General features: G+C 70.2%; 16 protein-coding genes and 2 pseudogenes. 6 read left to right on the top strand and 12 right to left on the bottom strand.

What is annotated here, in order from left to right; translation table 11 throughout:
• Positions 1-98 precede the first annotated feature (98 nt).
• Entirely contained in the window at positions 99-764 is a 666-nt protein-coding gene (locus BFN33_RS14775; RefSeq protein WP_069760480.1) for a TetR/AcrR family transcriptional regulator, read from the bottom strand.
• 130 nt (positions 765-894) lie between these two features.
• On the opposite strand from BFN33_RS14775, the gene BFN33_RS14780 reads away from it, so the two are divergent.
• On the top strand, positions 895-1,770 hold the full coding sequence (locus BFN33_RS14780; RefSeq protein ID WP_069760481.1) for a shikimate dehydrogenase: 876 nt from the start codon (positions 895-897) through the stop codon (positions 1,768-1,770).
• A 7-nt stretch (positions 1,771-1,777) separates the two neighbouring features.
• Here BFN33_RS14780 and BFN33_RS14785 read toward each other — a convergent pair whose 3' ends face one another.
• The 9 genes and pseudogenes from BFN33_RS14785 to tkt form a co-directional block, all read right to left on the bottom strand.
• Entirely contained in the window at positions 1,778-3,241 is a 1,464-nt protein-coding gene (locus tag BFN33_RS14785; RefSeq protein ID WP_069760482.1) for a membrane-associated oxidoreductase, read from the bottom strand.
• Positions 3,242-3,340: 99 nt separating this feature from the next.
• Positions 3,341-3,928: a histidine phosphatase family protein gene (locus BFN33_RS14790; protein ID WP_069760483.1), complete on the bottom strand. Its 588-nt coding sequence runs from the start codon at positions 3,926-3,928 to the stop codon at positions 3,341-3,343.
• A gap of 7 nt (positions 3,929-3,935) precedes the next feature.
• The gene (gene gnd / locus BFN33_RS14795; RefSeq protein ID WP_069760742.1) at positions 3,936-4,814 is read right to left on the bottom strand and encodes a phosphogluconate dehydrogenase (NAD(+)-dependent, decarboxylating); all 879 of its coding nucleotides are present in this window, start codon (positions 4,812-4,814) and stop codon (positions 3,936-3,938) included.
• A 10-nt stretch (positions 4,815-4,824) separates the two neighbouring features.
• Positions 4,825-5,844: pseudogene (pgi, locus tag BFN33_RS14800) on the bottom strand (glucose-6-phosphate isomerase); the annotation flags it as partial.
• A 62-nt stretch (positions 5,845-5,906) separates the two neighbouring features.
• A pseudogene (locus tag BFN33_RS14805) lies at positions 5,907-6,701 on the bottom strand (glucose-6-phosphate isomerase); the annotation flags it as partial.
• The gene (opcA, locus tag BFN33_RS14810; RefSeq protein ID WP_069760484.1) at positions 6,694-7,629 is read right to left on the bottom strand and encodes a glucose-6-phosphate dehydrogenase assembly protein OpcA; all 936 of its coding nucleotides are present in this window, start codon (positions 7,627-7,629) and stop codon (positions 6,694-6,696) included. The gene opcA and the pseudogene BFN33_RS14805, both read right to left, overlap by 8 nt.
• Positions 7,626-9,161, bottom strand: a complete 1,536-nt coding sequence (zwf, locus tag BFN33_RS14815; protein ID WP_069760485.1) for a glucose-6-phosphate dehydrogenase — start codon at positions 9,159-9,161, stop codon at positions 7,626-7,628. The genes opcA and zwf overlap by 4 nt, the downstream gene beginning before the upstream one ends.
• Positions 9,158-10,303 (bottom strand): transaldolase, encoded by a 1,146-nt coding sequence (gene tal, locus BFN33_RS14820; protein ID WP_069760486.1) that lies wholly within the window; start codon positions 10,301-10,303, stop codon positions 9,158-9,160. Before tal ends, zwf begins: the two co-directional genes overlap by 4 nt.
• A gap of 19 nt (positions 10,304-10,322) precedes the next feature.
• Complete coding sequence (tkt, locus tag BFN33_RS14825; protein ID WP_069760487.1) at positions 10,323-12,398, bottom strand: transketolase; 2,076 nt, start codon at positions 12,396-12,398, stop codon at positions 10,323-10,325.
• A gap of 146 nt (positions 12,399-12,544) precedes the next feature.
• Between tkt and BFN33_RS14830 the strand changes: the two genes are divergently transcribed.
• The 5 genes from BFN33_RS14830 (at position 12,545) to BFN33_RS14850 (ending at position 17,302) form a co-directional block, all read left to right on the top strand.
• Positions 12,545-13,459: an AraC family transcriptional regulator gene (locus BFN33_RS14830; RefSeq protein ID WP_069760488.1), complete on the top strand. Its 915-nt coding sequence runs from the start codon at positions 12,545-12,547 to the stop codon at positions 13,457-13,459.
• Positions 13,460-13,470: 11 nt separating this feature from the next.
• Positions 13,471-13,857, top strand: a complete 387-nt coding sequence (locus tag BFN33_RS14835) for a VOC family protein (protein WP_069760489.1) — start codon at positions 13,471-13,473, stop codon at positions 13,855-13,857.
• Positions 13,858-14,088: 231 nt separating this feature from the next.
• Positions 14,089-14,979, top strand: coding sequence for an alkaline phosphatase family protein (locus BFN33_RS14840; RefSeq protein WP_069760490.1), 891 nt, complete (start codon positions 14,089-14,091; stop codon positions 14,977-14,979).
• Between the two features lie 5 nt (positions 14,980-14,984).
• Positions 14,985-16,286, top strand: a complete 1,302-nt coding sequence (locus BFN33_RS14845) for an MFS transporter (protein WP_069760491.1) — start codon at positions 14,985-14,987, stop codon at positions 16,284-16,286.
• Positions 16,283-17,302, top strand: a complete 1,020-nt coding sequence (locus BFN33_RS14850; RefSeq protein ID WP_069760492.1) for a TolB-like translocation protein — start codon at positions 16,283-16,285, stop codon at positions 17,300-17,302. Before BFN33_RS14845 ends, BFN33_RS14850 begins: the two co-directional genes overlap by 4 nt.
• A 56-nt stretch (positions 17,303-17,358) precedes the next feature.
• Here BFN33_RS14850 and BFN33_RS14855 read toward each other — a convergent pair whose 3' ends face one another.
• Positions 17,359-18,744 (bottom strand): glycoside hydrolase family 16 protein, encoded by a 1,386-nt coding sequence (locus BFN33_RS14855; protein WP_069760493.1) that lies wholly within the window; start codon positions 18,742-18,744, stop codon positions 17,359-17,361.
• 168 nt (positions 18,745-18,912) lie between these two features.
• A complete protein-coding gene (locus BFN33_RS14860) occupies positions 18,913-20,145 on the bottom strand; it encodes an Ig-like domain-containing protein (protein WP_069760494.1) in 1,233 nt (410 codons plus the stop codon).
• Between the last annotated feature and the right edge of the window lie 17 nt (positions 20,146-20,162).

A 20,162-nucleotide genomic window follows, 5' to 3' on the forward strand; every position in this document is an offset into this window, starting at 1 on the left:
GAGCTATCCAGTTAATTAACCCACTGGATAGTTAGTAGCGGTTGCCGAGGATGGTGCGCCCGCGCATCCCGGGTGTCAAGGGGTCCGGACGTGCCGGGTCAGTCCGCCGCGCGGTCCGCCGTCAGGTAGGCGATCACCATGTCCCCCAACATGGTCCGGTAGTGCTCCCGCTGCTCGGCGGCGACCAGATCGCGGCCGAAGAGGGCGCCGAAGGTGTGCCGGTTGGCGACCCGGAAGAAGCAGAACGAACTGATCATCGCGTGCAGGTCGACCGCGTCCACGTCGGCGGTGAACAGGCCGGACTCCTGCCCCGAGGCCAGGATGCGGCGGATCACGTCGAGCGCGGGCGAGCCGATCTTCCCCAGCTTCTCGGAGGCGGCGATGTGCTCGGCCCCGTGGATGTTCTCGATGCTGACCAGGCGGATGAAGTCCGGGTGCTGCTCATGGTGGTCGAAGGTCACCTCGGCCAGCCGCCGGATCGCCGCGACCGGGTCCAGGTGCTCGACGTCCAGCTCCTGCTCGGCCTCGCGGATCACGCCGTACGCCCGCTCCAGGACGGCTGTGAACAGCTGCTCCTTGCCGCCGAAGTAGTAGTAGATCATCCGCTTGGTGGTGCGGGTGCGGGCGGCGATCTCGTCGACGCGGGCGCCGTCGTAGCCGGCCCGCGCGAACTCCTGGGTCGCCACGTCGAGGATCTCGGCCTGGGTGCGGGCGGCGTCGCGGATCCGCCCGTTCGGTCGTGCCGGTTCGTCGACGCTGGTCATCGGGTTCCTTCGGGAGTGCGGCCGGTGGCGCAGATTCTAGAAGGCGCGGTCGGAGTCTTCCCCGGCGGCAGCCCGGCTGATATAGCTAACGTACTGGTTCGTACATTAGAGCTCGCCTCGGGAGGTCCGCGTGGCCAAGGACTCGTTTCTCGTCGGACTCATCGGCGCCGGCATCGGCCCGTCGCTGAGCCCGGCGCTGCACGAGCGGGAGGCGGACCGGCAGGGCCTGCGCTGTCTGTACCGGCTCATCGACATCGACGTGCTCGGGGTGCGCCCCGAGGCGGTCGGGGATCTGGTGCGGGCCGCCCGTGACCTGGGCTTCGACGGGCTGAACATCACCCACCCGTGCAAGCAGCTGGTCATCGGGCACCTGGACGCGCTCGCCCCGCAGGCCGAGGCGCTCGGCGCGGTCAACACCGTGGTCTTCGAGAACGGCCGGGCGACCGGCCACAACACCGACGTCACCGGTTTCGCGGCGTCCTTCGCGCGCGGGCTGCCCGACGTGCCGCTCGAACGGGTGGTGCAGCTGGGGGCGGGCGGTGCGGGGGCGGCCGTCGCGCACGCCATGCTGACCCTGGGCGCCGGCCGGGTCACCGTCGTCGACGCGCTCGCCGACCGGGCCGTGGCTCTCGGGGCCTCGCTGAACCGTCACTTCGGCGAGGGCCGGGCGGCCGCGGCCATCCCCGGCCGACTGCCGCGGCTGCTCGCCGACGCCGACGGCATCGTGCACGCCACTCCCACCGGCATGGCCGCCCACCCCGGCCTGCCCTTCCGGGCCGACCTGCTCCGCCCCGGGCTGTGGGTCGCCGAGGTGGTCTACCGCCCGCTGGAGACGGAGCTGCTCCGGACCGCCCGAGCGCTCGGCTGCGCCACTCTGGACGGGGGAGGGATGGCCGTCTTCCAGGCCGCGGACGCGTTCCGGCTGTTCACCGGGCGGGAGCCGGACGCGGCGCGGATGCTCGGCGACATCGCGGAACTGGCGGGCGTGGCAGGCGCCCCCAAGTAGCCCGTGTTCACTGACGGTTGACGGTCCGCGTCACACCGGCGAAGACCGTCGTCGCCAGGATCCAGCCCGCGATGACCAGCGCGTACGACAGCGACTGGTACCACCCCCGCGGGGCGAAGGCGCCCTCCTGGCCGAAGGAGATCACTGGCAGCAGCAGGTCGAGGGTGTAGAACAGCGCGTTGAAGTGCGGGGCCTCGTCCGCCTTGAGCGGTGGCGGGTGATGGAGGCTGTAGGCGACCGTGCCGACGGCGAGCAGGGAGACCAGCCAGACGCAGGCCCGCAGCGGGTGGAAGCCGTAGCCGACGGTGGCGTCCTGGACGTGGCCCCACAGGCGCCCGTACCAGGCGAGGGTGGCGCGGTGGCGGCGCTGCTTGGCGAGCTGGACCAGTCGTGCGGCGCGGTCGTCGCCGATGCGGCGGTAGGCGGCGGTCAACTGCTCGTAGGCGTGCGGGACATAGCCCTCACGGTCCCGCTCCAGCATCGGCAGGCGGCGGTCGGCGGGCTCCTGGGGGGTGAGCGAGGTGTAGACGAGCTTGTTGAACTGCACCTCTTCCGGCACCACCTCGGGTTCCAGGAACAGGTCGTCGATCTGGGCGCGGCGCAGGCTCAGGGTGCCCTCGATGCGCGGCCCCTTGCGCAGCCAGAGCTCCCCGATGGTGGAACTGTTCGCCCTGAGCGCCGCGTCGCCCGGGTTCGACAGGTGCGCGTACGAGAAGTCGAGCCGGCCCGCGATCCGTGCGCCGCGCAGACCGATCCAGCCGAAGGTGTGCACCCGGCGCAAGTGGACGTCGCCCTCCACGACGAGGGTCTGCGCGTCGAGGACGATGTCGCCGGGGTGGCTGAGCCGGGCGTCGATGAGGTTGACGGAACCGGCGACGGTGGCGCCGTTGAGGCGGACCTCGCCGTGGGTGCGCAGGCCCGGCGCCCACAGGTCGTCGCCGATGGTCATGTGGTTGAGCTGGAGCGCGGGTTCACCGGCGTCGACCGCGGTGATCTCGGCGCGGTCCATGAACAGCGCTCCGGAGATCTGCGCACCGCCGAGCCGGACCGGGCCGTTCACCTTGCAGTCCGTCAGCCGCAGCACGGCGTCCACGCGCATCGTGGCGGCGGTCAGTCCCGGCAGCACGGAGTTGCTGAGGTTCAGCTGGCGCAGCCGGCAGCCGTACAGCAGCGGTACGTCGTCGAAGTGGCAATGGCTGAGGCGTACGGCGTGGTCGACCGTCCCGTACTGGAGCCCGAGCACACCGGTGATCCGGGCGCCCGCGAGCTTGAGGGCGGGTATCTCACCGTCCTCCTGCGGCCCGTTGAGCATCAGCGCCCGCAACACGGTGGCCCGGACCGTGCGTTCGGCACCCCACTCGGCGCCCTCCGCCACGTCTTCGTCCTCCGCCGTACGGAAGTCCACGGCCTCGCCCTTCGGGAAGGCACGCCACACACGCCGTTCGGCCGGGGTCAAGTTGTCGATCTCCATCAGCCGCGACTCTCCATCGCCCACGGCACGGTGTCAACAGGCCCTGCGGACGAGGACGGCCCGGGAGCCTGTGCTCCCGGGCCGTCCACAACTGCCGTGCTACGCCCTGGTGTTCCACTCCGCGACCACCGGACGGTCGTGTTCCGTCGACAGCCGGCTCACCGTCCCGGTCGCCAGCTGGAACAGCCGGCCCTCGGCCGGGGCGAGACCGAGCCTGCGGGCCGTCAGCACCCTCAGGAAGTGGGCGTGGGCCACCAGGACCACGTCACCTTCGGCGAGGGCGGCGTCCACCCGGGACAGCACCAGGTCGGCGCGCCGGCCCACTTCCTCGGGGGACTCGCCGGGGTGCCCCTGCGGGCCGGGCGGGACCCCGTCGGTCCACAGGTACCAGTCGGGGCGGGTGCGGTGGATCTCGACGGTGGTGACGCCCTCGTAGGCGCCGTAGTCCCACTCGTGGAGGTCGGGATCGGTCAGGGCCCCGGTGATGCCCGCCAGTTCGGCGGTGCGTATCGCGCGGCCCAGCGGACTGGTCAGGGCGAGCGAGAAGGTCCGGCCCGAGAGGAGCGGAGCGAGTGACTTGGCCTGTTCCTCGCCGTGCTGGGTGAGGGGCAGGTCGGTCCAGCTGGTGTGCTGTCCCGACACGCTCCACTCCGTCTCGCCGTGGCGGACCAGGAAAAGATCCCCCACCGCGCGCCTACTTCTTCGCTTCGACGGCGTGGCCGCCGAACTGGTTGCGCAGCGCCGCGATCATCTTCATCTGCGGGGAGTCGTCCTGGCGGGACGCGAACCGTGCGAAGAGCGAGGCGGTGATCGTCGGCAGCGGCACCGCGTTGTCCACGGCCGCCTCCACGGTCCAGCGGCCCTCGCCGGAGTCCTGCGCGTACCCCTTGAGCTTGTCCAGGTGCTCGTCCTCGTCGAGGGCGTTGACCGCGAGATCGAGCAGCCAGGAGCGGATGACGGTCCCGTCCTGCCAGGAGCGGAACACCTCCCGGACGCTGTCCACCGACTCGACCTTCTCCAGCAGCTCCCAGCCCTCGGCGTACGCCTGCATCATGGCGTACTCGATGCCGTTGTGGACCATCTTGGAGAAGTGCCCGGCGCCTACCTTGCCCGCGTGGACATAGCCGTACGGCCCCTCGGGCTTGAGCGCGTGGAAGATCGGCTGGAGCCGGTCCACGTGGTCCTTGTCGCCGCCGACCATCAGGGCGTAGCCGTTCTGGAGGCCCCACACACCGCCGGAGACACCGGCGTCGACGAAGCCGATGCCCTTGGCGCCCAGTTCCTCGGCGTGCTTCTCGTCGTCGCTCCAGCGGGAGTTGCCGCCGTCGACCACGATGTCACCGGGGGAGAGGAGCTCGCCGAGCTCGTCCACGACGGACTGGGTGGCGGCGCCGGCCGGGACCATCACCCACACCGTGCGTGGCGCTTCGAGCTTCTCGACCAGCTCGGACAGGCTCGCCACGTCGGAGACGTCGGGGTTGCGGTCGTAGCCGATGACGGTGTGGCCGGCGCGGCGGATGCGCTCGCGCATGTTGCCGCCCATCTTGCCGAGGCCGATGAGGCCGAGCTGCATCGCTGTCATGTCAGAGCACTTCCTTCAGTTCACGGTAGGCGGCCACGAGGGCGGTGGTGGAGGGGTCGAGGCCGGGGACGTCGGCGCCCTCGGTCAGGGCGGGTTCGACGCGCTTGGCGAGGACCTTGCCGAGCTCGACGCCCCACTGGTCGAAGGAGTCGATGTTCCAGATCGCGCCCTGGACGAACACCTTGTGCTCGTAGAGGGCGACCAGCTGGCCCAGGACCGAGGGGGTGAGCTCCTTGGCCAGCATGGTGGTCGTGGGGTGGTTGCCCTGGAAGGTGCGGTGCGCCACCTGCTCCTCGGCCACGCCCTCCGCGCGGACCTCCTCGGCGGTCTTGCCGAAGGCGAGCGCCTGCCCCTGCGCGAACAGGTTGGCCATCAACAGGTCGTGCTGCGCCTTGAGTTCGTCGCTCAGCTCGTCGATCGGCCGGGCGAAGCCGATCAGGTCGGCCGGGATGAGCTTGGTGCCCTGGTGGATGAGCTGGTAGTAGGCGTGCTGCCCGTTGGTGCCGGGCGTGCCCCACACGACCGGGCCGGTCTGCCACTCCACGGGGTTGCCGTCACGGTCCACCGACTTGCCGTTGGACTCCATGTCCAGCTGCTGGAGATAGGCGGTGAACTTCGACAGGTAGTGGGAGTACGGCAGTACCGCGTGCGACTGGGCGTCGTGGAAGTTGCCGTACCAGATGCCCAACAGGCCGAGGATCAGGGGGGCGTTGGCCTCGGCGGGCGCGTTCTGGAAGTGCTCGTCGACGATCCGGAAGCCGTCGAGCATCTCGCGGAAGTGGTCCGGGCCGATGGCGATCATCAGCGACAGGCCGATCGCCGAGTCGAAGGAGTAGCGGCCGCCGACCCAGTCCCAGAACTCGAACATGTTGTCCGGGTCGATGCCGAAGTCCGTGACCTTCTCGGCGTTCGTCGACAGGGCGACGAAGTGCTTGGCGACGGCCTTGTCGTCGTGGAGTCCGGCCGGGCCTTCGAGCAGCCAGGTGCGGGCCGAGGTGGCGTTGGTGATCGTCTCGATCGTGGCATCAGCGACAGGCCGATCGCCGAGTCGAAGGAGTAGCGGCCGCCGACCCAGTCCCAGAACTCGAACATGTTGTCCGGGTCGATGCCGAAGTCCGTGACCTTCTCGGCGTTCGTCGACAGGGCGACGAAGTGCTTGGCGACGGCCTTGTCGTCGTGGAGTCCGGCCGGGCCTTCGAGCAGCCAGGTGCGGGCCGAGGTGGCGTTGGTGATCGTCTCGATCGTGGTGAAGGTCTTGGACGCGACGATGAAGAGGGTCTCCGCCGGGTCCAGGTCCCGCACCGCCTCGTGCAGGTCGGCGCCGTCCACGTTGGACACGAAACGGAAGGTCAACTCCCGTGCCGTGTAAGCCCGCAGGGCCTCGTACGCCATCGCGGGACCGAGGTCGGAGCCGCCGATGCCGATGTTGACGACGTTCTTGATGCGCCTGCCGGTGTGACCGGTCCACTCGCCGGAGCGGACCCGGTTCGCGAAGTCGCTCATCCTGTCGAGCACGGCGTGCACGCGGGGGACGATGTTCTCCCCGTCCACCTCGACCACCGCGTTGGCGGGGGCGCGCAGCGCGGTGTGCAGCACGGCCCGGTTCTCGGTGACGTTGATCCGCTCGCCGCGGAACATGGCGTCCCGCAGCCCGAACACGTCGGTGGCGGTGGCCAGTTCCTGGAGCAGGGCCAGGGTCTCGTCGGTGATCAGGTGCTTGGAGTAGTCGATGCGCAGATCGCCGACGCGCACGACGTACCGCTCCGCGCGCCCGGGGTCCGTCGCGAACAGCTCACGCAGACGGGGGGTGCCCTCGGCGCGGTGGTCCGCCAGCGCGGTCCACTCGGGGCGGTGCGTCAGCTTGGGGGAGTCAGACATGAGAGGGGGTCTCCTTGGTGGCCTCGCCCCGCAGAGCGACGGCGTACATCTCGTCCGCGTCGAGGCGCCGCAGCTCCTCGGCGATGAGTTCGGAGGTGGTGCGGACCTTCAGTGCGAGGGTCCGGGAGGGCTGGCCCGGCAGGGACAGCGTGGCCAGCGGGCCCTCGGGGCGGTCGATGACGACCTCGCCGTTCGCGGTGCCCAGGCGGACGGCCGTGACGACCGGACCGGCGGTGACCACGCGGTCGATCTTCACCTTCAGCCGCGCCTCCAGCCAGCGCGCGAGCAGCTCGGCGGCCGGGTTGTCGGCCTCGGCCTCCACGGCCCCGGAGATGATCTCCGCACGGGCCTGGTCCAGGGCCGCCGCGAGCATGGACCGCCAGGGGGTCAGCCGGGTCCAGGCGAGGTCGGTGTCGCCGGGCGCGTAGGAGCGGACCCGGGTCGCGAGCACGTCGAGGGGGTTCTCGACGGCGTACAGGTCGGTGATCCGGCGCTGGGCCAGCGCGCCCAGCGGGTCCTTCGCGGGGTTCTCCGGCGCTTCCACCGGCCACCACACGACGACCGGGGCGTCCGGCAGCAGCAGCGGCAGCACGACGGAGTCGGCGTGTTCGGAGACCTCGCCGTAGGTCCGCAGGACGACCGTCTCGCCGGTGCCGGCGTCGGCGCCCACCCGGACCTCGGCGTCGAGGTGCGAGTTGGTGCGGTCGCGCGGGGTGCGGGCGTGCCGCTTGATGACGACCAGGGTGCGCGAGGGGTGCTCGTGCGAGGCCTCCTCGGCCGCCTTGATCGCGTCGTAGGCGTTCTCCTCGTCCGTGACGATCACCATCGTCAGGACCATGCCCACGGCCGGTGTGCCGATGGCGCGGCGACCCTGCACCAGCGCCTTGTTGATCTTGCTTGCCGTGGTGTCGGTCAGGTCGATCTTCATGGCCTGCGCCAGCTCCGTCCGTCTCGTGCGAGCATCTCGTCGGCTTCCTCGGGTCCCCAGGTACCCGACGCGTACTGCGCCGGACGGCCGTGGTTCGCCCAGTGCTCCTCGATCGGGTCGAGGATCTTCCAGGACTCTTCCACTTCCTGGTGGCGGGGGAACAGGTTCGCGTCCCCGAGAAGAACATCCAGGATGAGCCGCTCGTAGGCCTCCGGGCTGGACTCGGTGAACGACTCGCCGTAGGCGAAGTCCATCGTCACGTCCCGGATCTCCATCGAGGTGCCCGGCACCTTCGACCCGAACCGGACGGTCATGCCCTCGTCCGGCTGCACCCGGACGACGATCGCGTTGGAGCCGAGCTCCTCGGTGGCCTGCGAGTCGAAGGGCGAGTGCGGGGCCGTCTGGAAGACGACCGCGATCTCGGTGACCCGGCGGCCGAGCCGCTTGCCGGTGCGCAGGTAGAAGGGGACGCCCGCCCAGCGGCGGTTGTCGACGTTCAGCCTGATGGCCGCATACGTGTCCGTGGTGGAGGCGGGGTCGATGCCCTCCTCCTCCAGATACCCGACCACCTTCTCGCCGCCCTGCCAGGCACCCGCGTACTGCCCGCGCACGGCGTGCGCCCCGATGTCCTCCGGCAGCTTCACGGCCCTGAGGACCTTCAGCTTCTCGGTGAGCAGCGACTCGGCGTCGAAGGCGGCCGGCTCCTCCATGGCGGTCAGCGCCATGAGCTGCAGCAGGTGGTTCTGGATGACGTCACGGGCGGCGCCGATGCCGTCGTAGTAGCCGGCCCGGCCGCCGATGCCGATGTCCTCGGCCATCGTGATCTGGACGTGGTCGACGTACGACCGGTTCCAGATGGGCTCGTACATCTGGTTGGCGAAGCGGAGCGCCAGGATGTTCTGGACGGTCTCCTTGCCGAGGTAGTGGTCGATGCGGAAGACCTGGTCCGGTTCGAACACGTCGTGCACGAGGGCGTTGAGCTCGCGGGCGCTCTTCAGGTCGCGGCCGAACGGCTTCTCGATGACCGCGCGCCGCCAGGAACCCTCCGGAGCGTCCGCCAGCCCGTGCTTCTTGAGCTGCTGGACGACCTTCGGGAAGAACTTCGGCGGTACGGAGAGGTAGAAGGCGTAGTTGCCGCTGGTGCCGCGGACCTTGTCCAGCTCGTCGACGGTCTGGCGCAACTGCTCGAACGCCGTGTCGTCGTCGAAGTCGCCCGGGATGAACCGCATCCCCTCGGCGAGCTGCTGCCAGACCTCCTCACGGAACTCGGTCCGTGCGTGCTCGCGCACGGAGTCGTGCACGATCTGCGCGAAGTCCTCGTCCTCCCAGTCCCGGCGGGCGAACCCGACGAGCGAGAAGCCCGGCGGCAGCATGCCACGGTTGGCGAGGTCGTAGACGGCCGGCATCAGCTTCTTGCGGGACAGGTCGCCGGTGACCCCGAAGATGACGAGTCCGGACGGTCCGGCGATCCGGGGGAGGCGCCGGTCGCGCTCGTCGCGCAGCGGGTTCTCCCAGTCGGCGGTGACGGTCATTCCGCGTCAACTCCCTTGCTGTTCAGCGACTTCGTGACGGCGTCCAGCAGGTCCTGCCAGGCCACCTCGAACTTGGCGACGCCCTCGTCCTCCAGCTGCTGCACGACCTCGTCGTACGAGATCCCCAGCGCCTCCACGGCGGCCAGGTCGGCGCGGGCCTGCGCGTAGCCGCCGGTCACCGTGTCGCCGGTGATCCGCCCGTGGTCGGCGGTGGCGTCGAGCGTGGCCTCCGGCATGGTGTTGACCGTGCCGGGCGCGACCAGGTCGTCGACGTAGAGGGTGTCCTTGTACGCCGGGTCCTTCACGCCGGTCGAGGCCCACAGCGGGCGCTGCTTGTTGGCGCGGGCGCCGCCCAGGGAGTTCCAGCGCTCCCCGGTGAAGACATCCTCGTACGCCTCGTAGGCGAGCCGCGCGTTGGCGAGGGCCGCCCTGCCCTTGAGAGCCAGGGCCCGGTCCGTGCCGAGGACGGTGAGCCGCTTGTCGATCTCGGAGTCGACGCGGGAGACGAAGAAGGAGGCGACGGAGTGGATCGTGGAGAGATCGAGGCCCTTCTTGGCGGCCTTCTCCAGACCGGCCAGGTAGGCGTCCATGACCTCGCGGTAGCGCTCCAGCGAGAAGATCAGCGTGACGTTGACGCTGATCCCGAGGCCGATGACCTCGGTGATCGCCGGGAGGCCCGCCGTGGTCGCCGGGATCTTGATCATGACGTTCGGGCGGTCGACCAGCCAGGCGAGCTGCTTGGCCTCGGCGATCGTCGCCGCCGTGTTGTGGGCGAGGCGCGGGTCGACCTCGATGGAGACCCGGCCGTCCCGGCCGCCGGTCGCGTCGTACACCGGGCGCAGCACGTCGGCGGCGGCGCGGACATCGGCCGTGGTCATCATCCGTACGGCCTCGTCGACCGTGACGCCCCGGGTGGCGAGGTCGGTCAGCTGCTCCTCGTAGCCCTCTCCCGAGCCGATGGCGGCCTGGAAGATCGACGGGTTGGTGGTGACGCCGACGACGTGCTTCGTGGCGACGAGTCCGGCGAGGTTCCCCGACTCGATCCGCTTGCGCGACAGGTCGTCCAGCCAGATGGCAACGCCCTCGTCGGAGAGGCGCTTGAGTGCTCCCGCGGTCGCGGTCGCTTCGGTCACAGTGATCATCTTCTTTCTGGCGGTCGGATCAACCACGCGCGGCGGCCACGGATTCCCGGGCTGCTGCGGCGACGTTCTCGGCGGTGAAGCCGAACTCGGCGAACAGGGTCTTCGCGTCGGCGGAGGCACCGAAGTGTTCGAGGGAGACGATGCGTCCCGCGTCACCTACGAAGCGGTACCACGTCAGGCCGATACCGGCCTCGATCGCGACACGGGCTCGCACGGACGGCGGAAGGACGCTCTCCCGGTACTCCCGCGGCTGCTGCTCGAACCACTCCACGGACGGCATCGACACCACTCGGGTGCCGACCCCCTCCGCCTCCAGCTGCTCCCGCGCGGCGACGGCGAGCTGGACCTCGGAGCCGGTGGCGACGAGGACGACGTCCGGGGTCTCCTTGGACGATTCGAACAGGACGTACCCGCCCTTGGCCGCGTCCGGGTTCGGCGCGTACGTCGGCACACCCTGCCGGGTCAGCGCGAGTCCGTGCGGGGCCGGGTCGCTGGCGTGCCGGCGGAGGATCTCGGCCCAGGCGGTCGCGGTCTCGTTGGCGTCGGCCGGGCGGACGATGTTCAGGCCCGGGATGGCGCGCAGCGACGCGAGGTGCTCGACCGGCTGGTGGGTGGGGCCGTCCTCGCCCAGGCCGATGGAGTCGTGCGTCCAGACGTAGGTGACGGGCAGCTGCATCAGCGCGGACAGCCGTACGGCGTTGCGCATGTAGTCGGAGAACACCAGGAAGGTGCCGCCGTAGATCCGCGTGTTGCCGTGCAGCGCGATGCCGTTCATCTCCGCGGCCATCGAGTGCTCGCGGATGCCGAAGTGGACGGTACGGCCGTAGGGGTCGGCCTCCGGCAGCGGGTTGCCCTTCGGCAGGAAGGAGCTCGACTTGTCGATGGTCGTGTTGTTCGAGCCGGCGAGGTCGGCGGAACCGCCCCACAGCTCGGGGAGCACCGCGCCGAGGGCCTGGAGCACCTTGCCCGAGGCGGCGCGGGTGGCGACGGACTTGCCCTCCTCGAAGACCGGGATCGCGGACTCCCAGCCCTCGGGGAGCTGGCCGGCGACGATCCGGTCGAAGAGCCGGGCCCGCTCGGGCTGCTCACCGCGCCACCCGGAGATCTGCTTGTCCCAGGCGGCGTGCGCCTCGGCGCCCCGGTCCAGCGCCTGGCGGGTGTGGGCGAGCACTTCGTCGTCGACCTGGAAGCTCCGCTCGGGGTCGAAGCCGAGGACCCGCTTGGTGGCGGCGACCTCGTCGGCACCGAGCGCGGAACCGTGGGCGGCCTCGGTGTTCTGGGCGTTCGGGGCGGGCCAGGCGATGATGGTGCGCATCGCGATGATCGAGGGCCGCTCGGACTCGGCCTGCGCCGACCTCAGCGCCGCGTACAGGGCGGCTACGTCGATGTCGCCGTCGGCGCCGGGCTCGATGCGCTGGGTGTGCCAGCCGTAGGCCTCGTACCGCTTCAGCACGTCCTCGGAGAACGCGGTCGCCGTGTCGCCCTCGATGGAGATGTGGTTGTCGTCGTAGACGAAGACCAGGTTGCCGAGCTTCTGGTGGCCCGCGAGGGAGGAGGCCTCGGCGGAGATGCCCTCCTCCAGGTCGCCGTCGGAGACGATCGCCCAGATGGTGTGGTCGAAGGGCGACTCGCCCTCGGGGGCCTCCGGGTCGAAGAGACCGCGCTCGTAGCGGGCGGCCATCGCCATGCCGACGGCGTTGGCGACACCCTGGCCGAGCGGACCGGTGGTGGTCTCGACACCGGCGGTGTGCCCGTACTCCGGGTGACCGGGCGTCTTGGAGCCGTGGGTCCGGAAGGCCTTCAGGTCGTCGAGCTCCAGCTCGTACCCGGAGAGGTAGAGCTGGGTGTAGAGCGTCAGCGAGGTGTGACCGGGGGAGAGGACGAAGCGGTCACGTCCGGTCCACTCGGGGTCGGCCGGGTCATGACGCATCACCTTCTGAAAGATCGTGTACGCCGCGGGGGCCAGGGCCATCGCGGTGCCCGGGTGTCCGTTCCCGACCTGCTGCACGGCATCCGCCGCCAAGAGGCGGGCGGTGTCGACGGCACGCCGGTCGAGTTCGGTCCATTCGAAGCGGTCCGGTGTCTGCGTGCTCATCTTCAAGAAGTCCTCGATCGGAGCGAAGTAGCTGGTCTGACGCGTTCAAACTTAAAAGTCTGACTTTTACGAGGGAAGGTCGCCGTGTGTCAGCCTGTGGTGAAAGTGGGACACGGAACGCTCCAGGCAGGCGGCGCGAGCAGGACATGGCGGACAGAACAACCCAAGACTCCATCCTTGGCGGAGACGGTGACGGCGGAGTGGACGGGATCAGAACGTTCCCCTTCCCCATAGAGCTGAGCGTGGGCGGCGTCGGTATGCAGGTCGGCGCGATGGGCACCGGCCGCATCTGGCACGCGGATGCCCCGCTGGAGCGGGTTCACCGCATTGACTTCCATGTCGTGATGCTCTTCGACGGCGGTCCCGTACGCCACATGATCGACTTCGCCGAGTACGAGGCGACGGCGGGCGACCTGGTGTGGATCCGGCCGGGTCAGGTCCACCGCTTCTCACCGACGAGCGAGTACCGCGGAACCGTGCTGACCATGCAACCGGGCTTCCTGCCGCGGGCGACGGTGGAGGCGACGGGGCTCTACCGCTACGACCTGCCGCCGCTGCTGCGGCCCTCCGGCGCCCAGTTGACGGGCCTCCAGGCCGCACTGGACCAGTTGCAACGGGAGTACGAGGACACGTCGACCCTCCCGCTGAGCCTGCACACCTCGGTCCTGCGGCACTCGTTGACGGCGTTCCTGCTGCGCCTGGCCCATCTCGCGGCGAGTTCGGCCGAGGCGGGGCGGCGGACCGAGTCGACGTTCACCCTGTTCCGGGACGCGGTGGAGAAGGGCTTCGCCACGAACCACAGTGTCAGCGCGTACGCCGACGCGCTGGGTTACTCCCGCCGGACCCTGGTGCGTGCGGTGCGCGCCGCCACGGGGGAGACGCCCAAAGGGTTCATCGACAAGCGGGTCGTGCTGGAGGCGAAGCGGCTGCTCGCCCACACGGACCTGCCGATCGGTCGGGTGGGGGCGGCGGTGGGGTTTCCCGACGCCGCGAACTTCTCCAAGTTCTTCCATCAGCACACCGACATGACGCCGGCGGCGTTCCGGACGGAACTTCTCTAGGAGTGCACCGAATGGCCCGACTGCGAGACATCGTCTTCGACTGCGCCAACCCCGCCGCCACGGCACGGTTCTGGGCGGCCGCGCTGGACGGCTGTGCCGTCGCCCCGTACGACGACGAGGAGTTGGCCCGGCTGAGGGCCCTCGGGATCGCCGACGTCGAGGACGACCCGACCGTGCTCGTCGAGTCCTCGCGGGGCGGGCCCCGGCTCTGGTTCCAGCTGGTGCCGGAGGGCAAGAGCTGCAAGAACCGGGTCCACCTGGACCTTTCCGTCACGGACAGGGAAGCGGAGGCCGAGCGGCTCGTCGGACTCGGCGCGACGGTCCGGGACCGGTACCCGGACCATCTGGTGCTGACCGATCCCGAGGGGAATGAGTTCTGTCTCATCGACGAGGGCTGACGGCATCTGCTGATGGCATCCACTGACGGCATCCGCTGATGACAGCCCGTCGAACCGCGCCCGCCCGACGGCCACTTGACTCGCGCTTTGCCGTGCGTGACCTGTGCATGGGGTGATCTTTGCCCGGCGGAACCCACGGTTCGCCCGGCCTTCACGCGGACCCGGCCGAAGGCTCCTAGGGTTGCGGCGCCGCTCCCCCGAACGTCCGTCACCTCTGTCCGGAGGACAGTCATGGCCGCCGTCAAGGCACCGCAGCGCAACCGACGTTCCCTCTCCGCACTCGCCGGAGCCCTCGCCCTCACCGCCACCTCGATCGGTGTGTGGGCCGCAACGGCCTCCACCGCCGAGGCAGCCGCTCTCCCCACCCCCGACCACGTCGTGGTCGTGGTGCTGGAGAACCACGCCTACTCGCAGGTCATCGGCAGCTCCAGCGCCCCCTACCTCAACAACACCCTCAAGGCGGGTGGCGCCGAGCTCACCCAGTCCTACGGCCTCACCCACCCCAGCGAGCCGAACTACTACATGCTCTTCTCCGGCTCCAACCAGGGCCGTACCGACGACAGTTGCGTCGGCGTCGGTTCCATCAACAAGCCCAACCTCGCCTCCGAGCTGATCACCGCGGGCAAGACCTGGGCCAGCTACAACGAGTCGCTGCCCAGCCAGGGTTCGACGACCTGCAGCAGCGGCAACTACGCGCAGAAGCACAATCCGTGGTTCGGCTTCTCCAACGTGCCGACCAGCACCGCGAAGACCTTCGCGCAGTTCCCGGCCGACTACACGACCCTGCCCAAGGTGTCCTTCGTCGTCCCGAACCTGTGCAGCGACATGCACGACTGCTCGGTCGCCACCGGCGACACCTGGATCAAGAACAACCTGGGCGCCTACGCCACCTGGGCCAAGACCCACAACAGCATCCTCGCCGTCACCTTCGACGAGGACAACAAGCTCTCCGGCAACCGCATCCCCACCCTGTTCTACGGGCAGCACGTGGCCCCCGGCAGCTCCAGCTCCACGACCTACAACCACTACAACGTGCTGCGCACGGTGGAGGACCTGGCCGGTCTGAGCGCCCACGCGGGCAACGCCGCCTCGGCCTCCGACATCACCGGCATCTGGAACTGACGCCCGTGTACCTCGCGGACTCCCGGAGCGCGGGTTCCCGCGGCACCGAGGCCGCCGCCGTCCCGGACACCCGTCCGAGGCGGCGGCCGGCCGCCGTGCCCTCCACCGTGCTGGCCCTGGGCGCGGTCAGCCTGATCACGGACGTCTCCTCGGAGATGGTCACGGCCGTCCTGCCGCTGTACGTGGTCGCGGGCCTCGGCCTGTCGCCGCTCGGCTTCGGCCTCCTCGACGGCATCAACAACGGCGTCGGCGCCCTCGTCCGGCTGGCCGGCGGCCACCTCGCCGACCGGGGAGGCCGCCGCCACAAGGTCGTGGCGGGCCTCGGCTACGGTCTGTCGGCGCTGTGCAAACCGCTGTTGCTCCTCGCCCACACCCTCCCCGTGCTCGGCGCCGTGCTCGCGGTCGACCGCACCGGCAAAGGACTGCGCACCGCCCCACGCGACGCGATGATCTCGCTGGCGAGCGAACCCGCCCACCGGGGAAGGGCGTTCGGCGTCCACCGGGCCATGGACACCACCGGCGCGCTTCTCGGCCCGCTCGTCGCCTTCGCCGTCCTGCGGGCCACCGTCGACGGCTACGACGCGGTCTTCGCGGTCAGCGGCTGCGTCGCCGCCCTCGGCGTCCTGGTGCTGGTGCTCTTCGTGCCCGGCCGTATCACCCCGGCGGTCCCGCAACAGCCCGAACAGGAAAGGCCGTTGCTCCGGGAAGCCCTCGGGCTGCTGCGCCGTCCCGAGCTGCGCCGGCTCACCGTCTGCGCGAGCCTGCTCGGCCTGACCACCGTCAGCGACTCCTTCCTGTATCTGCTGCTCCAGCGTGCAGGGAACCTGCCCGCCCACCTGTTCCCGCTGCTGCCGCTGGGCACCGCCGCCTTCTTCCTGCTGCTCGCCGTGCCGCTCGGCGCACTGGCCGACCGCGTCAGCCGCCGTCGGCTCTTCCTGGCCGGCCACGGTGTCCTGCTGCTCGGCTACGGCCTGGTGCTCTCCCCGTGGCACGGCGTCCCGGCGGTGCTCGCCGTCCTCGTACTGCACGGCACCTTCTACGCGGCCACCGACGGAGTGCTCGCGGCCGCCACGGCCGGAGTCGTCCCCGCCCGGCACCAGGGCGCCGGACAGGCACTGGTGGGCACCGGGCAGGCGCTGGCCCGGTTCGCCTGCTCGCTCGCCTTCGGGGCGGCCTGGAGCCTGTGGGACGGCCGGACCGCGCTCACCGTCACCGCGGCCGCACTGGCCGCCGCCGCCGTCGTGTCCGCGTTCGTCCTGCGCGGCACGGACGAGAGCCCCGCAACCACCGAGGAGGTGTCCGCATGACCCGAACGACCCGTCTGGTGACCCTCCTTGTCGCCGTCGTGCTGCTCGGCGCGGTCGGTACCGGGTCGGTGCTGTACGCCGCCCACCGCTCGGGCATGCGGGACCAGCAGCAGGCGAACGGCCCCACCGTGCGGGCCGGCACCGTCTCGCTCCGGCCGACCACCGAACGGCGGCTGCTGGTACGCAATCTGGCCTGGGGCCCGCACCGCGACGAGATCACCACCGTCCCCGCCGACGACCCTGAGGGCCCGCGCACCGCCTCGGGGGTGAAGTGCCTGCGCTTCCACGCGGCCGCCGGTACCGGCATCTGCCTCCAGGCCGTGCACGGCGCGCTGCAGGACACCTACCGCGCGGTGGTGCTCGACGCCCACCTGCGCGAACGCCACCGCTTCCCGGTGGCCGGCATCCCCACCCGGGCCCGGGTCTCGCCCTCCGGACACATGGTCGCCTGGACGGTGTTCGTCAGCGGGGACTCGTACGCCGGAACGAACTTCTCCACCCGCACGGCCGTCGTCGACACCCGCACCTGGGCGATCGCCGACAACCTGGAGACCTTCCACATCGTCAAGGACGGCCGGACCTACCATGCCGCCGACACCAACGTCTGGGGCGTCACCTTCGCCGACGACGACCACTTCTACGCCACGCTGGCGACCGGCGGCCGGACGTACCTCGTGCGGGGCGACGTCACCGCGCGCACGCTCACCACGCTGCACCGCAACGTCGAATGCCCCTCCCTCTCGCCGGACGGCACCCGCGTCGCCTACAAGAAACGTGTCAAGGGCGCCTCGCCCGACGCCCCTTGGCGCCTGTACGTCCTGAACCTGCGCACCATGAGGGAGACCGCGACCGCCGAGTCGCGCGACATCGACGACCAGGCACTGTGGGCCGACGACACCCTCGTCTACGCCCTCCCCGGCGACTACGGCTCCGACCTGTGGACCGTCCCCGCCGACGGCACCGGCACGGCCCGCCGCCTGATGACCTCCGCGGTCGCCCCCGCCTACCTGGGGTGACACGACGCCGCCCCGCGAGACCGCACAGGACTCGCGGGGCGGCGTCAACGCATGGGTCAGTGACCGAAGGTGAACCAGTTCACGTTCACGAAGTCGGCCGGCTGGCCGCTGGTGAAGGTCAGATAGACGTTGTGGGTGCCGGTGACGGCGCTCATGTTCGCCGGAACCGTTCTCCAGGACTGCCAGCCGCCCGTGTTGGCGATCGAGAAGCTGCCGACCGGAGTGGCGGTACGGCTGTCCAGGCGCACCTCGACCAGACCGCTGACGCCGCCCGCCGCGCCGCTCGCCACCCGCGCCGAGAACTGAGTCGCCGCCGTGGAGCCGAAGTCGACGTTCTGGTACAGCGCCCAGTCACCGTTCGCGAGCGAACCGATGTCCTGGCCGCCGCCGGTGTCCGTCGTGGTCTCGGCGTTCACGCCGCTCTGGCCGTTGTATGACTCCGCCTGGATGGTGCCGTAGGCACCGACGCCGCCCGTCGGCGGCGGAGTGGTACCGCTCCCACTCGCCGACAGCACCTGGACGTAGTCGACGGTCATGGGCACCCCGGACTGGGTTCCGGAGTCGAGACCGCCGCCGAGCGCGTCCGGGAAGGCGCCGCCCATCGCCACGTTGAGGATGAGGAAGAAGCCGTGGCCCGTGGCGTTGGCCCAGGTCGTCGCGTCCATCTGGCTCGCGTTGACCGAGTGGAACTGGGTGCCGTCCACGAAGAAGCGGATCGTCTCGGGGCTCACCGAGCGGTCCCACTCCATGGTGTAGGTGTGGAACGCCGACTGGCAGGCCGAGCCCGGACAGGGGACGTTGTTGCCGATGCCCGTCGTCTCGTTGCACGGGCCGCCCGGGTTGGTGCCGCAGTGCATCGTGGCCCACACGCGGTTCATGCCCTGGACGTTCTCCATGATGTCCAGCTCACCGACGCCCGGCCAGTTCTGGTAGTTGCCGCGGTAGGGCGCGCCCAGCGCCCAGAACGCCGGCCAGTAGCCCTCGGCCGCGGTGCCGGTGACGTTGGGCATCTGGATGCGCGCCTCGACGCGCAGCTTGCCACCGGCCGGGGGCTGGAAGTCGGTGCGGTTGGTCTCGATACGGCCCGAGGTCCAGTTGCCTGCCGAGTCGCGGATCGGCGTGATGCGCAGGTTGCCGTTGCCGTCCAGCGCCACGTTGCTGGTGCTGTTGGTCATCCTCTCGACCTCGCCGGTGCCCCAGTTGGCGGGGCCGCCGGGATAGGAAGTGCCCGTCGAGTACTGCCAGTTGGAGGTGTTGACGCCGGTCCCGGCGGAGCCGTTGAAGTCGTCCAGGAAGACCTGTGACCAGCCGGTGGGAGGTGTGGGGGCGGAGGCGTCGGCGGGGAGGGTGGCGGCCGTCGCGAGGGCGGCGGCCAGACCGAGGGTGCTCAGTACGGCGACGAGGGCTCGCCGCCGTCCGGGTATGCCGGAGGTTTCGCTCATGGAGGTGCCTCTCGGGTACGGAGATGAGTGCGCGGGTGCCCCTGAGAGCGTTTGAGAGCGCTCTCAAAGTGGGCCCAATGTGCTCTCCGTCACGGAGGCCGTCAAGACTTAAAGCAGGGAAAGTCCTTTGGGGGAAGGGAAGTTCACGTCCTGAACGCCGCATACGGGCTAAACGGCGCTGCCCGCCTTCCAGTCCGACCAGGACAGGTTCCAGCCGTTGAGCCCGTTCGACGCCTCCACGGTCTTGTCGCCGGAGTTCTTGACGATCACGACATCGCCGAGCATGGAGCTCTCGTAGAACTTGTAGCCGTCCACGGAGCTGTCGTTCGCGCCCTTGGCGTCGTGCAGGCCGACGCAGCCGTGGCTGGTGTTCCGGCTGCCGAACACCGCGGTGGCCGCCCAGTAGTTGCCGTGCACGAAGGTGCCGGACGTGGTCAGGCGCTGGGCGTGCGGGACGTCGGAGATGTCGTACTCGTCGCCGAGGCCGACCGTCGAGGACTCCATGCGGGTCTGCTTGAACCGCTCGCTGATCACCATGATCCCGGACCAGGTGGTGTGGTCGGAGTCGCCGCCGGAGACGGGATGGGTGGCGATCGTCTCGCCGTCCCTCCTGACCACCATCTCCTTGGTGGACAGGTCGACCGTGCTGATCTGCTCGCGGCCGATGTGGAAGGTGACGTCCTTGGACTGCACGCCGTAGACCCCGTCGGCGCCCTGGACGTCCTTGAGCCGCAGGCCGAGCGTGATCTTCGTGCCGGCCGCCCAGTAGGTCTCCGGCCGGAAGTCGAGCCGGGTGCCGCTGAACCAGTGGCCCACGATCTCCACCGCGGGTTCGGCGGTCACCGTGATCGCCTTCTGGACGGCGGCCTTGTCGGACACGGCGTGCGAGAAGTTGATGGAGACCGGCATGCCGACGCCGGAGGTGGTGTTCGCCTCGGGGGTGAAGTAGCCGACGAAGGTCTCGCCGGGGGACTTCGTGGTGAAGGTCGCCGTCTCCTCGGTGCCGTCCTGTGCCGTGACGGCGACCGTGTACCGGGTGCCCGAGTGCGGGTTCGTCGTCGAAGTCCAGCTGGTCTTCGCGTCGTTGAGGGTCCCGGCCGGCGTGGAGCCGTCGTTGCCCGTCACCTTCACGGATGCCAGGGTGCCGTCGGTCACGGTGACCTCGACGGGGGCGGCGAAGTCGGCCTTCTTGGTCCCGTCGGCGGGAGTGACCGTGATGGCCGCCTTCTTCGTGGCCGCTCGGGCGGAAGCGGTCGGCGTTTCCTCCGAGGCGTCCGCGGATCCGCTGCAGCCCGTCAGAGCGACGGCCGCCGGCACGGCGCCCAGGGCGGCGAGCATCCCGCGCCGGGACCACCTCTCCGGCTCTCGCTCGGACCGGTTCGATATGTGCGGGACGCCCACGGCACACCTTCCTGAGA

It is taken from the genome of Streptomyces sp. LUP47B (assembly GCF_001746295.1).
Lineage (GTDB): Bacteria > Actinomycetota > Actinomycetes > Streptomycetales > Streptomycetaceae > Streptomyces.

Bases quoted from the DNA above. Each gene is read 5' to 3' on its own strand.
- BFN33_RS14840 (WP_069760490.1), top strand. From the start codon at position 14,089: ATGGCCGCCGTCAAGGCACCGCAGCGCAACCGACGTTCCCTCTCCGCA.
- BFN33_RS14775 (WP_069760480.1), bottom strand. From the start codon at position 764: ATGACCAGCGTCGACGAACCGGCACGACCGAACGGGCGGATCCGCGAC.
- opcA (WP_069760484.1), bottom strand. From the start codon at position 7,629: ATGAAGATCGACCTGACCGACACCACGGCAAGCAAGATCAACAAGGCG.
- BFN33_RS14785 (WP_069760482.1), bottom strand. From the start codon at position 3,241: ATGGAGATCGACAACTTGACCCCGGCCGAACGGCGTGTGTGGCGTGCC.
- BFN33_RS14855 (WP_069760493.1), bottom strand. From the start codon at position 18,744: ATGAGCGAAACCTCCGGCATACCCGGACGGCGGCGAGCCCTCGTCGCC.
- tal (WP_069760486.1), bottom strand. From the start codon at position 10,303: ATGATCACTGTGACCGAAGCGACCGCGACCGCGGGAGCACTCAAGCGC.
- tkt (WP_069760487.1), bottom strand. From the start codon at position 12,398: ATGAGCACGCAGACACCGGACCGCTTCGAATGGACCGAACTCGACCGG.
- BFN33_RS14850 (WP_069760492.1), top strand. From the start codon at position 16,283: ATGACCCGAACGACCCGTCTGGTGACCCTCCTTGTCGCCGTCGTGCTG.
- BFN33_RS14835 (WP_069760489.1), top strand. From the start codon at position 13,471: ATGGCCCGACTGCGAGACATCGTCTTCGACTGCGCCAACCCCGCCGCC.
- BFN33_RS14830 (WP_069760488.1), top strand. From the start codon at position 12,545: ATGGCGGACAGAACAACCCAAGACTCCATCCTTGGCGGAGACGGTGAC.
- zwf (WP_069760485.1), bottom strand. From the start codon at position 9,161: ATGACCGTCACCGCCGACTGGGAGAACCCGCTGCGCGACGAGCGCGAC.
- gnd (WP_069760742.1), bottom strand. From the start codon at position 4,814: ATGCAGCTCGGCCTCATCGGCCTCGGCAAGATGGGCGGCAACATGCGC.